We start from the raw sequence: 12864 nt of genomic DNA on the forward strand, positions 1-12864 counted from the left end.
GTTACTGGCCAGTCAGCAAGTGGGGGGATTACTCTTCCCGGGAGAACCCCGCATGTGTGACGCGGAGAACATCTCGCCGGACCCCCCTCGCGGAGAAGCCATACCGGCGGGTAACGTCCGGGCAGTCCAGTTGTGCTCAGGTTTTCAACCAGTAAGACCCAAGGAACCACGTGGGACCTGAGCGCTCGCCCGACCTTGGACCGCACCGTCGCAGCACACACAGAGTCGTGGCGCCGGCGCCCTATGAGGAGCAGCAGTCTTGCGCGAGTTCAGCCTTCCGGCTTTGTACGAGGTCCCCACGGACGGCAATCTGACGGACATCGTCCGTAGAAACGCCGCGCAGCATCCCGATGTCGCCGTGATCGCCCGCAAGGTGGGCGGCGTCTGGCAGGACGTCGACGCCGTCCAGTTCCTCGCCGAGGTGCGGACCGCCGCGAAGGGCCTCATCGCCGCCGGGATCCAGCCGGGCGACCGGGTCGCACTGATGTCCCGTACCCGGTACGAGTGGACCCTGCTGGACTTCGCGATCTGGTCGGCCGGCGCGGTCACCGTGCCGGTGTACGAGACCAGCTCGCCGGAGCAGGTGCAGTGGATCCTCGCCGACTCGGGCGCGACCGCCGTGGTCGTGGAGCTGGACGTACACACGGCCGCCGTCGAGTCGGTGCGCGACCGGCTGCCGGCGCTGAAGCACGTCTGGCAGATCGAGGGCGGCGGTGTGGAGGAGCTGGGCCGCCTCGGCCAGGGCGTCACCGACCAGGCCGTCGAGGAGCGCAGCTCGATGGCCAAGGCCGACGACCCGGCGACCATCGTCTACACCTCTGGCACCACCGGCCGCCCGAAGGGGTGCGTCCTCACCCACCGCAGCTTCTTCGCCGAGTGCGGGAACGTGGTGGAGCGGCTGCGGCCGCTGTTCCGTACCGGCGAGTGCAGTGTGCTGCTCTTCCTCCCGCTCGCACACGTCTTCGGACGGCTCGTGCAGGTCGCGCCGATGATGGCGCCGATCAAGCTGGGCACCGTACCGGACATCAAGAACCTCACCGACGAGCTGGCCTCCTTCCGGCCGACGCTGATCCTCGGTGTGCCACGGGTGTTCGAGAAGGTCTACAACTCGGCCCGGGCCAAGGCGCAGGCGGACGGGAAGGGCAAGATCTTCGACAAGGCCGCGGACACGGCGATCGCGTACAGCAAGGCGCTGGACAGCGCGTCGGGTCCGGCGCTGGGCCTGAAGATCAAGCACAAGGTGTTCGACAGGCTCGTCTACAGCAAGCTGCGGGCGGTGCTCGGCGGCAAGGGCGAGTACGCGATCTCGGGCGGCGCTCCGCTGGGCGAGCGTCTGGGCCACTTCTTCCGGGGCATCGGTTTCACGGTCCTGGAGGGCTACGGCCTGACGGAGTCCTGTGCGGCCACCGCGTTCAACCCCTGGGACCGGCAGAAGATCGGTACGGTCGGACAGCCGCTGCCGGGTTCCGTCATCCGTATAGCGGACGACGGGGAGGTGCTGCTGCACGGCGAGCACCTGTTCAAGGAGTACTGGAACAACCCGGGTGCGACCGAGGAGGCGCTGGCCGACGGCTGGTTCCACACCGGTGACATCGGCACCCTCGACGAGGACGGCTATCTCCGGATCACGGGCCGCAAGAAGGAGATCATCGTCACCGCGGGCGGCAAGAACGTCGCCCCGGCCGTGATCGAGGACCGTATCCGGGCGCACGCCCTGGTCGCGGAGTGCATGGTGGTGGGCGACGGGCGGCCCTTCGTGGGCGCGCTGATCACCATCGACGAGGAGTTCCTGGGCCGTTGGGCCGCCGAGCACGGCAAGCCGGCGGGGTCCACCGCGGCGTCACTGAGCGCGGACGCCGATCTGAACGCGGCCGTCCAGGCCGCGATCGACGACGGCAACGCCGCGGTGTCGAAGGCGGAATCGGTGCGGAAGTTCCGCATTCTGTCCTCCCAGTTCACGGAGGAGTCGGGCCACCTGACGCCGTCCCTGAAGCTCAAGCGCAACGTGGTGGCGAAGGACTACGCGGACGAGGTCGAGGCGATCTACCAGAAGTAACCAGCTGTCACGGGGCGACCGGCGGTCGCACGGCTCATGGCGCGGTGTCCTCCACGAGGACCCGCGCCATCGTGCGTTCGGCGAGCGCGGTGATCGTGACGAACGGGTTCACCCCGATCGAGCCGGGCACCAGCGAGCCGTCGGTGACGTACAGCTTCGAATACCCCTTCACCCTGCCGTAGTTGTCGGTCGCCTTCCCCAGCACGCAGCCGCCCAGCGGGTGGTAGGTGAAGTCGTCGGCGAACACCTTGTTGGACGAGCCGAACAGGTCGTACCGGTAGATCGTGCTGTTGGCCGAGTTGATCCGGTCGAAGAGCTTCTTGGCCATGGAGGAGGAGACCGCGCTCTGGGCGGCGCTCCAGCCGAGCTTCGCCGAGTCGCTCGCCGCGTCGTAGGTGAAGGAAGCGCGCTCCGGGTTCTTGGTGATCGCCAGATAGAGGCTGACCCAGTGTTCGAGGCCCGTGGGCAGCGGGGCGATCTCGGCGAAGACGGGGTTGGAGGTGTTGGCCCAGTCGTCGATGCCCATGACCGGCATGGTCGACTGGTTCGCCCCGACCGTGTCCCACATGTGGTTGGCCCGGCCGAGCATCACGTTGCCGTTCGAGCCCCAGCCCGCGCCGACGCCGGCGTCCAGTGCGGGGAGGGTGCCCTTCGCCCGCGCCCGGACGAGGAGTTCGGTGGTGCCGACGCTGCCGGCGCCGAGGAACAGGTAGGTGCAGCCGTACTCCTTGGTCTCGACGACCGTGCCCGTGCCGTCGACGCGGTCGACGGTGACGACGTACGTCCCGTCGCTCAGCCGGCGGATGCCCCTGGCCCGTTCCATGGTGTGGATGGTGACGTTGCCGGTGCCGAGGGCGGCGGCGAGGTACGTCTTGTCGAGGCTCTTCTTGCCGTGGTTGTTGCCGTAGATGACCTCTCCGGCAAGAGCCGATCTGGTCGCGGTGCCGGCCGCCTCGCGCTGCATGTGACCGAAGTCGTAGACGCTCGGCACGAAGGTGGTCCGCAGGCCCGCCTTCTCGGCGTGGGCCCGGGAGATCCGGCTGAAGCGGTACCACTCCGTGGACTCGAACCACGCGGGGTCGATGGTGTTGACGCCGAGCATGGCGCGGGCGCGCGGGAAGTACGTGGCGTACATCTCGGCGGTGTCGACGGTCGGGAACTGCTCGGCGAAGTACGACTGGAGGGGGGTGACGGCCATGCTGCCGTTGACCAGTGAGCCGCCGCCGACGCCGCGGCCCAGGAAGACCGACATGTTGGCGTAGCGGACGCGGTCCAGTACGCCGGGGTAGGGGCTGATGTCCTGGTTGACGACGTCCAGCCAGAGGAAGGTGGCGAGCGGGGCCTCGGTCCGGGTCTTGAACCACATGGACCGCTCGTCCGGTTCCCTGGTGGAGCAGAAGATCTTGCCGTCGGAGCCGGGCGCGTTCCAGGCCCGGCCCATCTCCAGGACGAGGGTGCGGATGCCGGCCTGGCCGAGGCGGAGGGCGGCCACGGCGGCGCCGTAGCCGGAGCCGATGACGATCGCCGGGGCGGATTCGACCGCGTCGGGCTCGGCCGCGTGGGCGGACCGGAGGTCGATGCGGGTGAGGCCGAGGGTGGCCGCCGTCTGCAGGGCGGCCATTCCAAGTATGTGACGTCTCGTCAGCTGACGCTGCATCAGTTTTGCTGTCATGTGCGCAGCATGTGCGGATTTTTGGGCTCCGGCTAGGGGTTGGGCCGGTTTTGGGACGCCATCCGGCGTGTCACCCGCGCGACGCGGGCGGCCGCGGGTTTCTTGTGGCTGGTCGCGCACTCCCCGTGCCCCTCACGGGGCTACAGCAGGGTTTTCAAAGTTTCCGCCAACAGGTCCCAGCGCCATTTCTCCTCGACCCACTCCCGGCCCCGCTGCCCCATGCGTGCCCGCAGCTCCGGGTCGCCGAGGAGGGCCACGACGCGTTCGGCGGCGTCCTCCGGGGAGCCGCCTCGTACGACCCAGCCCGTCTCGCCGTCGAGTACGGCGTCGGGGGCGCCGCCGGAGTCGCCTGCCACGACCGGGAGACCCGTCGCGGAGGCCTCCAGGTAGACGATCCCCAGTCCCTCGACGTCCAGGCCGCCCCGGCGGGTGCGGCACGGCATGGCGAAGACGTCGCCGGCGCCGTAGTGGGCGGGCAGCTCGGACCAGGGGACGGCGCCGGTGAAACGGACGGACCCGGCGACCCCCCTCTCGTGGGCGAGCCGGCGCAGCTCCTTCTCGTACGGTCCGCCGCCGACGATCAGCAGCACCGCGTCCGGCTCCTTGGCCAGGATTCCGGGCATCGCCCGGATCAGCGTGTCCTGCCCCTTGCGCGGCACGAGCCGGGAGACGCAGACGACGACCGGCCGGTCGGTGAGCCCGAGCCGGGCCCGGACCTCGTCGCCGCCGGAGCCCGGGTGGAAGGTCTTCTCGTCGACGCCGGGCGGCAGCTGGACCATCCGCCCGGCGGCCTCGGGTGTGAGGGCCGTGGCGATCCGGGAGCGCGTGTACTCGCCCAGGTAGGTGATCGTGTCCGTGCCCTCGCCGATCCGCCGCAGCAGCTGCCGGGCGGCGGGCAGCTGCGCCCAGCCCGCCTCGTGGCCGTGCGTGGTGGCCACCAGCCGCTGCGCGCCCGCCCGGCGCAGCGCGGGTGCCATCAGACCGAGCGGGGCCGCCGCGCCGAACCACACCGACGTACAGCCGTGCTCCCGCAGCAGGGAGACCGCGCGGCGGGTCACGGCGGGCGTCGGCAGCAGCATGGTCGTCCGGTCGCGTACGACGGTGAAGGGCTGCTCGGCGTCGAAGGTGGCGGTCGCCTCGACTCCCTCCCGGCTCCGCTTCCATGTCGACGCGTAGACGACGATCCGCTCGGGGTCCAGCCGCAGCGCCATGTTGTGCAGAAACGCCTGGATACCGCCGGGCCGGGGCGGGAAGTCGTTGGTCACGATCAGGGTCTTGTGCATCGCCGCCGACCCTACCGAACGGGCGTCGGCCTCCTTCCCCGGGCGTACGCACACCAAGCCCGGCCACGCTTCACGACCGCTTCACAGGCGGACGGGGGATCATGTCCCCCACAGGCGCGCGGCGCGGCGCGGTGCGGACAGACGCCGGCGGACAGGGACGGACAGGGACTCACGTGGCTCAGATGGACATGACGGGCTCTCGACGGCTCCCGTTCGGACTGCTGACGCTCTGGGGCGCCACCCGGCTGCTCCTGCTGCTGTTCGTCTTCAAGGTGTACGTGTTCCCGGGCCCGGACGTCACCAGCGACGTCTCGGTGATCTACCGGGGCTGGTACGAGACCCTGCGCACAGGAACGTATCCCCTGGACGACGTCACCTGGCAGTACCCGCCCGCCGCCGCCCTCGCGATCCTCTCCCCCGCCCTGCTGCCCTTCCTGGACTACGCGTCGGCGTTCTTCGTCCTCGCCTTCCTCGCCGACCTGGCGGTGCTCGCGCTGCTCCTGTACGCGGGTGCCCGGCCCGGCAAGTCGTGGCGCGGCGCATGGGTGTGGGCGGCGGGCCTGCCCCTGCTCGGCCCGACCGTGTACGCCCGCTACGACGTGATGGTGACGGCGGTGGCGGTCGCGGCCCTCCTCGCCGGCAGCCGCCATCCGCGCGCGATGGGGGCGCTGACGGCCTTCGCGGCCCTGCTGAAGGTGTGGCCGGCACTGCTGCTCCTGGGCGCCCGCGGGCGCGCGGCCTGGGCGTGGGCGGCGGGCACCGGTCTCGCGGTGGCCGCCGCCTTCGCCGTCTCCATGCCCGGCGCCTTCGCCTTCCTGACCTTCCAGCGGGACCGGGGAACCGAGGTGGAGTCGCTGGGCGCCCTCGTCTTCCATGTGGCCCGGCAGTTCGGCTGGGACGGCGAGGTGCTCCTCAACTACGGCTCGGTGGAGTTCCTCGGCGACCACGTCGACACCGTCAGCGGCGGGGCCCTGCTGCTCAGCGGGGCGGCCTTCGCCTGGCTGCTGCTGTGGCGGGTGCGGGCCCGGCGGTTCGCGCCGCACACCCTCGCGGACGCCGCGTTGGTGGCGGTGCTGATGTTCACGGCCACCAGCCGGGTGATCAGCCCCCAGTACATGGTGTGGCTGGTCGGCCTCGCCGCCGTGTGCCTCTGCTTCCGGGGCAGCCGCATGGGCCGGCCGGCGGTCATGATCCTGGTGGCCTCCTTCGTGACCGTCCTGGAGTTCCCCGTCTGGTTCTCCCACGTCGTGGTCAGCGACTGGCTGGGCATCACCCTCCTCTTCGTCCGCAACGGCCTCCTCGTCCTCGCCGCCCTCCTCGCCGCGTTCGAGCTGTGGCACGACACGGCCCCTGGGCCCGCCCCGGAACCCCTGCCGGATCAGCCGACCCGCGCCAAGGAGCCGCTGGGCTCCTGAGCCGGCCCGCGCGACAGCGACGGCCCGAGCACCACGCACTGCGCCGCCATGGACACCGCGAGCGCCAGACAGATCCCGGGCAGCCCGAACCCCGACAGACCGTGGGCGAGCGGCAGTTGGACCGCCGTGCCGAGCACGGTCACCCGCAGCAGCGCCGACGCGCGCCCACTCCCTTCGAACACCCCGCCGAGCGCGATGCAGCACCCCATCAGCACCAGATACGGCCCGACGCAGCGCAGGAAGAGCACACCCTCGGCCGCGACGCCGGGCCCGGCCCCGAAGGCCTTCATCACCACCGGCGCGAGCACAGCCGCCGTGAGGCCCACAGCCCCCGAGACCACGACCGCCTGCCGGACGGCGTAGAAGGCCATCGTGGCGACGTACAGGACCCTGTTCACGGAACCCGGCAGCGGCGCGGCCCCACGCCGGGTGCTGTCGCTGACGGAGGAGGGACGCGCGGCGCTGCTGGAGCACCTGCGGCATCCCCAGCAGGCGGAGATCACCGACCAGGTGCGCTTCAACACACTCCTCGCCTTCCTGCGCCATCTGCCCGACCCTGTGGAGCAGGCCGCCGTCCTGCGTCGCCGCCTGGACTTCCTGACGACACCGGCGAGCTTCTTCTACGAGGACGGCGAACCCGTACGCGCCGAGGAGGCCGGTGATCTGTTCCGCCAGGGCCTGCTGCGGGTGGCACGGGCCACGGGGAAGGCGGAGCGGGCGTGGCTCAGGGAGGCGATCGCCGAGCTGGATCCCGAGCGGGCGGGCTGAGCGGGCACGGGGTGGCGGCGCTCAGCCGAGCTGCCCGCGCACATACTCCCGCCACCGCTCGGTGAACTTCTCGGGAGTCGTGTTCAGGACCTCCTTCATGGCCCCCTCCACCGCTCCCTCCCGCTTCCCGTGCACGCCGACGGCCCGGTAGAACTCGTCGAGGCGGACCTCGCCCCAGTGGTCGGCGATCAGACGGCAGGCCAGCCAGCCGCCCTCGTAGGCCCGGGCGAGCCGGCCGGCGTCGTCGGAGAAGCCGAAGTCGGAGTCTGCGGGCAGTGCGGCCGGGGCCCGGCCCTCCGCGACCGCGCGGTGCAGTTCGGGGGCTACCTCGGGGGCCGTGCGGCCGGTCGTGCGGTAGCCGACCCAGTCGGCGTAGCCCTCGGAGAGCCAGAGGGGGGTGGCGGCGTTGGTGTCGGCGCGGGTGGCGACATGGGTCGTCTCGTGGGTGAGGACGACCTGCTTGCCGAAGTCGCCGAGGACGGCGTACGCGTCGGGGTTGACGACGATCCGGTCCGCGGGCGCCTCGGCCGATCTGTCGGCCTCTCCGGTGGTGACCGCCGCGATCCCCCGGTACCCGGACGCGGGCGCCCCCAGCAGCCCCGCCATCCCCTCCAGCGACTCCGGCACGACGACCACGACCCGCCGCGCCCAGTCCTCGCCCCAAGCCTCCGTGACGGCGGGCACGGCCCGGTCCGCCAGCCCCGCGTACGCCCGCAGGGTCTTCGCCGACCGCCCGACCCCCAGCACGAGGCTCCGCTCCCCGCGGACGGCGACGATCCGCCCCTGCTCCCACAGCTGTTCGGTGCCCTTCTTCGAGGGCTCGTCGGCGGCGACCCGCCACCCCCTGTCGTCGTCCCGGACGAGGGTGAGGGTCCGTACGGCGGTGACGGGCGCCTGGTCGTAGCCGCGTATCCGGTAGCGCAGGGCCGCCTCGGCCGTGGCCCGGTCGCCGGAGCGGTGGAAGGCGGTGAGGTCGTACGACCAGGAAGACAGCGGCAGGCCACGCAGGTTGACGAACTCGGCCGCGCCGGTGGCCAGTTGGCCGGCGACGGAGGACGTCGGCGCCTCGGTCGCGCGGTACGCCGCCCCGTTCCGCTCCACCACCGCCGCGGCCCTCCGCTCCAGCATCCGCTGGACGTCGGCGCGGGCGGCGTCGGGCGGTGCGTTGCCGCCGCAGCCGACGAGGAGGGCGAGCGCGAGCGCGACCGCCGAGGGGACGCCTGTGCGCCCCGGGAGCCCGCGCCGGACACCCGACCCGCACCGGAAACGCGTCGTGCGCCTTCGACCAGCCACGTTCCGATCGTACGGGGGTCCGGTGGCCGTAGGGCAGGGCTGCGGCTCCCGGCCGCCGTACGACAGCCGGGAGCCCTGCGACGGTCAGGGGCGGGTGACCGAGGCGATCGGCATCATGCCGACGGGGTCGTAGCGGACCGGGGCACCCGGGTAGGGGGCGTGGATGACCTGGCCGTTGCCGACGTACATGCCGACATGGCTGGCGTCGGGCCGGTAGGTGACGAGGTCGCCGGGCCGGGCCTGGGAGAGCGGAACCTGGGTGCCGGCGTACCTCTGGGCCTGCGAGGTGCGCGGCAGTCCGACTCCGGCCTGTCCGTACGACCAGACCATGAGACCGGAGCAGTCGAAGCCGTGGGGGCCGGTGGAACCCCACACGTACGGCTTGCCGAGGGCGGAGCGGGCGGCGGCGACGGCTGCGGCCGCACGGCCGCTGGGGGCGACGGCGCCGGAGAGGTCGGGCACGTCGGTCCGGCCGGAGCGGGAGGCACGGTCGTACGCCGCGCGCTCCTCGTCCGGGAGCGAGTCGAGCAGCCGCCGGGCCGCCGCGAGCTTCCCCTCGACGGCTCGCTTGTGCTGGGCGACGGCCTTGCGGCTCTTCTCCAGCTCGGCGAGCTTGCCACTGGCCTCCGCACGGTTCTGGGAGAGTTCGCGCATGGCCTGCTGGAGGTCGTGGAGTTCGCCCGCCTGGTGGGCGTTGATGCGGTCCAGGGCGGCGGCCGTGTCGAGGTAGTCGTCCGGGTCGTCGGAGAACAGCAGGGCGACCGACGGGTCGACGGCGCCGGAGCGGTACTGCGCGCCGGCGAGCGAACCCAGCGAATCCCGCATGGCGTTGATGCGGTCCTGCTGGCGGGCGATCGAGTCCTGCGCGGTGCCGACCTGGTCGCGCAGTTCGTCGGCGCGCTCGTCGGCCTTGTTGTAGGCCTCGGTGGCCTTCTCGGCCTCCTCGTACAGCCGGTCCACCTCGGCTCGGGTGTCGTCGTGCGGCGCGGCGGCGGCCTGCTGGGCGGGGATGGCGCCGAGGGCGGCGGCCGCGGCGGACAGCACACCGAGGGCGGCGGCCGCGCCCCGGTCGAACCCGGACGGTACAAGGCGACTGTGGGACACCACGGGAAGCCGCACTCCCTTCGACGGTGGACAGGACCCTCCCCCGGGCCGGAGGGCGCCCCCGGGAGGGGTGCGCTCACGGCGGGTGAGGGAAGCGCGGCCGACAGTAGCCGCGCGACCGTGTCCCAGCCAAAGACCTCGGCGACGACACAGCGTGACGTCCGGCCTGGTGCCCAGGTCACCAGCGGGGGAAGGGGTCAGCGTGAGATGCGGGAATTCGCCCATTCGGGCGGCGCTGTGTCCTGATCTTGAAGAGAAACAGGGCCGATCGTCACACGCTGTGACGATCGGCCCTGTTCACGCCGGTGCGGGTGTCAGATGCGGACACCGAACTGGAAGGTCCCGATGGTGCTCATGGACTCGTAGCGGACGTTCTTGCCCGGGTACGGGGCGTGCAGGACCATGCCATTGCCCGCGTAGAGGCCGACGTGTCCCAGGTCGTTGAAGAAGACCAGGTCGCCCGGCATGAGTTCGCCGCGGCCGATCCTCGTGCCGTCGTTCGCCTGCGTGTACGTGGTCCGGGTGATCCCCACACCGGCCTGGGCGTAGGCCCACTGGGTCAGCCCGGAGCAGTCGTAGGAGTTGGGGCCGCTGCCACCGGAGACGTACGGCTTGCCTTCCTGGGTGGCGGCGGCGGCGAGGGCGGCGGCGCCGCGGTCGGAGGCCGGTGCTTCGTTGCCCAGGTCGACGCGTTCCCCGGCATCGCGGCTGGCGCGGGTCTCCTGCTCGTCCAGAGCGGCCTTCTCCTCGGCCGTCAGGGTGTTGAGGAGCTTCTGCGCCGCGGCCAGCTTGCTCTGGACTTCCTTCTTCTTCTCGGCCAGGGTCTCGCGGGTGTCGGCGAGGTCCTCCAGCTTCTCGGTGGCCTCCTGGCGCTGCTGCGCGAGCGTGCGCTGCTTCTCCTGGATCTTCTTCAGCGACTCGACCTGCTGGCTGGTCAGCTGGTCGAGCGTGGCGGCCTTGTCCAGGTAGTCGTCCGGGTCGGCGGAGAGGAAGAGCTGGATCGAGGAGTCGATGCCGCCCGAGCGGTACTGGGCGCTGGCCGCCAGGCCTATGCCCTCACGCAGCTCGTTGAGGTCTTCCTGACCCTTGGCGACGTTGTCCTGGATCGTGGAGATCTCCTTCTCGAGCTTCTCCTGCTTCTCCTCGGCCCCGTTCAGCTTGTCCGTGGCCCGCCCGGCGTCCTCGTAGAGCTTGTGGACCTTGGCCTTGACCTCGTCCTTGGTCGGCTTCTCGGAGGGCGCGGCGTTGGCGGCCTGAGAGCTCAGGGCCACGGCAGCGGCGGCGGCTGTGGTGAGCACGGTCACACGCGCACGGCTCGGCTGCTTCGGTCGACGGTGGGACGCCACGGTAGGTGAACTCCTTCATGTGAGCGACCGGCCGGCGGGGACCCCGGCGACGATCACCCGTTCAGAGGTTTGAGTCCAGACCCTAGTGACCCAACGGTGATCACTTCAAATCCCCCACAGGAAAAATCCCGCCCCACGGCGCACAATTTACACTCAACGCACATGCAGTAGCGCTCGGTTGACGCTACGTGGCGCAACAGCCCGATCAATTCGGGCATAGCGCACGTAAGTTGCTGTTGGGACGGACGGCATCGAAAGGTCAGGAAAGGCGCTTGAGGAGCACCGCGGACGCCACCGGGCGCGCGCCCGCCTTGGCGATCCCGTCGGCCACCTCGCGGTCGGTGGAGGCGACGATGACCGGCCGGCCGGGCGGCTCGGCGCGCACCAGCTGACGGATCAACTCGTCGGCGGTGACACCGGGCTTGGAGAACAGCACCCGCACCCCGCGCGGCGGCGCGAGCAGCACCGGCGCGGCGAGCTCGGCCCCGTCGAAGACGCAGGTCACCTCGGCGCCGGTCTGCGCGGCGAGCTGGGAGAGCTGCCCGAGGAGCCGCAGGCGCTGCTTCTCCAGCGGCATCTGCGGGTAGCCGGTCTTGGTGACGTTGTAGCCGTCGACGACGAGATGCGCCTGCGGCAGCGCCAGCAACTGGTCCAGGATCGCCGGGTCGTTCTCCGACAGCGCGCGGGCGGCGATGTCCTTCGGGGTCATCCGCCCCGGCTCGACCGCGTCGACGGTCTCGGCGGGCCGTACGGAGACCGGCGGCAGCGCCAGCTCCCGCCGCAGCCCCTGGGCCGCTTCCAGCACGGTGTCCAGCAGCAGCCGTACGCGCATGTCCTCGACGCTGCGGCCCTCGCGGGCGGCGCGCCGGGCGGCCTCCAGGGCGGCCTCCGCCTCGCCGAGCCGGGCCTTCAGCCGCCGGGTCTCGCTCTCGGCGGCGGACACCTGGGCATGGCTCTCGGTGCGTACGGTCTCCATCTCGGCGTGCAGCTTGCGCAGGGCGGCCTCGCCGCGCTTGACGTCGCTGAGGGCCGCCCGGAGCTTGCGGTGCAGCGAGTCGGCCTCCTTCTTGGCCGACTCCAGCTCCGCCCGCAGCCGTTCCGTCTCGGCCTTCGTCTGGCCGCGGGCCTCGGCGAGCTGCTCGCGCAGCCGCTCCAGCTCGGCCCGGCTCTCCTCGTCGGCCCGCTCGGCGTCCGCCCGCAGGGCCTCCTCACCGGCGGCCGCGACCAGCTTCACCCAGCCCGTGGGGCGCAGTACGTAGGCCGCGGCCGCCACGTCCAGCGGATCCGCGGCCGGGGGCGGCGCGCCCGTGTCCAGGGCGCCGGCCAGCTCCGGGTGAGCCTCCCGGAACCGCTCCCCGATCCGCTGTCTGAAAAGCGTGTCCGTCTCCACGGCCGCGGCCATCGCGTTGCCCGCGAACTTCACTCGGCGATTCGGGGTGAACCGGGCGTACTGTCTGAGCTGTGCGGGCAGTTCGGCGACGGTCAGTCCGCCGAAGCCGTCGGAGACGATCTGCACGACCCGTTTGCGCACGCCCTCGGGCAGCGGACGGTCGAGCACCTCAGCGGCGCCGTCGCCCGGCCCCCCGCCCCCGGTCTCCACCATCCGTCACCCCAATGTCTGTGCGGGGCCCGCTCCCTCAGGAGCCGGCACCCGGCCTGTCCACGAGTTCCACCTGGTCCACGGCGTTGCACCAGCGGCAGCGGACCGACTCGATGGTCTCACTGACCACGTCGCGCTCCTCGACCCTGGGCTCCCCGGCGAGGTCGAGGTGAACGTACTCGACGACCTTCGACGAGCGGGTCACGTCGAACCGCGTGAGGTTGCCACAGAGCGTGCAGCGCCAGCGGGTGGTGTCCGTCGGCAGGGGAACCGTCATCGTGGCTGCTCTTCCTTCTTCCAGTCTCCGTGAAGCGCCGGCGTCCCGGT

9 protein-coding genes and 2 pseudogenes are annotated in these 12864 nt (G+C 71.5%); 3 read left to right on the forward strand and 8 right to left on the reverse strand.

The annotated features are described in order from the left end of the window. The first annotated feature begins 259 nt into the window (after positions 1-259). Complete coding sequence (locus tag OG272_RS12880; protein WP_326583398.1) at positions 260-2056, forward strand: AMP-dependent synthetase/ligase; 1797 nt, start codon at positions 260-262, stop codon at positions 2054-2056. A gap of 34 nt (positions 2057-2090) precedes the next feature. On the opposite strand, the gene OG272_RS12885 is transcribed toward OG272_RS12880, so the two are convergent. Together OG272_RS12885 and OG272_RS12890 are read right to left on the reverse strand one after the other, a co-directional pair. After that, entirely contained in the window at positions 2091-3677 is a 1587-nt protein-coding gene (locus OG272_RS12885; RefSeq protein WP_326583397.1) for a GMC oxidoreductase, read from the reverse strand. A gap of 191 nt (positions 3678-3868) precedes the next feature. Then, positions 3869-5011: a glycosyltransferase family 4 protein gene (locus tag OG272_RS12890; RefSeq protein ID WP_327730134.1), complete on the reverse strand. Its 1143-nt coding sequence runs from the start codon at positions 5009-5011 to the stop codon at positions 3869-3871. A 182-nt stretch (positions 5012-5193) separates the two neighbouring features. Here OG272_RS12890 and OG272_RS12895 point away from each other — a divergent pair, with 182 nt between their 5' ends. Further along, positions 5194-6426 carry a glycosyltransferase family 87 protein gene (locus OG272_RS12895; RefSeq protein WP_327732276.1) on the forward strand — a complete coding sequence of 411 codons (1233 nt, stop codon included), beginning with the start codon at positions 5194-5196 and terminating at the stop codon, positions 6424-6426. Here OG272_RS12895 and OG272_RS12900 read toward each other — a convergent pair. Beyond that, positions 6390-6818, reverse strand: a pseudogene (locus OG272_RS12900) (MATE family efflux transporter); the annotation flags it as partial. The gene OG272_RS12895 and the pseudogene OG272_RS12900 overlap by 37 nt on opposite strands. 4 nt (positions 6819-6822) lie before the next feature. Between OG272_RS12900 and OG272_RS12905 the strand changes: the two are divergent. Further along, a pseudogene (locus tag OG272_RS12905) lies at positions 6823-7194 on the forward strand (PadR family transcriptional regulator); the annotation flags it as partial. A gap of 21 nt (positions 7195-7215) precedes the next feature. Here the strand turns inward: OG272_RS12905 and OG272_RS12910 are convergent. From OG272_RS12910 to OG272_RS12930, 5 genes are all read right to left on the reverse strand, one after another. Then, positions 7216-8487, reverse strand: a complete 1272-nt coding sequence (locus tag OG272_RS12910) for a hypothetical protein (protein WP_327730133.1) — start codon at positions 8485-8487, stop codon at positions 7216-7218. 84 nt (positions 8488-8571) lie between these two features. Beyond that, positions 8572-9594, reverse strand: a complete 1023-nt coding sequence (locus tag OG272_RS12915; protein ID WP_326583394.1) for an NlpC/P60 family protein — start codon at positions 9592-9594, stop codon at positions 8572-8574. A gap of 311 nt (positions 9595-9905) precedes the next feature. Next, positions 9906-10937: an NlpC/P60 family protein gene (locus tag OG272_RS12920; RefSeq protein WP_326583393.1), complete on the reverse strand. Its 1032-nt coding sequence runs from the start codon at positions 10935-10937 to the stop codon at positions 9906-9908. Positions 10938-11196: 259 nt separating this feature from the next. Next, positions 11197-12540, reverse strand: a complete 1344-nt coding sequence (locus OG272_RS12925) for an NYN domain-containing protein (protein ID WP_326583392.1) — start codon at positions 12538-12540, stop codon at positions 11197-11199. A 34-nt stretch (positions 12541-12574) separates the two neighbouring features. Continuing rightward, positions 12575-12814 carry a hypothetical protein gene (locus OG272_RS12930; RefSeq protein WP_326583391.1) on the reverse strand — a complete coding sequence of 80 codons (240 nt, stop codon included), beginning with the start codon at positions 12812-12814 and terminating at the stop codon, positions 12575-12577. Positions 12815-12864: the final 50 nt, after the last annotated feature.

Origin of the sequence: Streptomyces sp. NBC_00104, from assembly GCF_045160825.1 — a bacterium.
Lineage (GTDB): Bacteria > Actinomycetota > Actinomycetes > Streptomycetales > Streptomycetaceae > Streptomyces.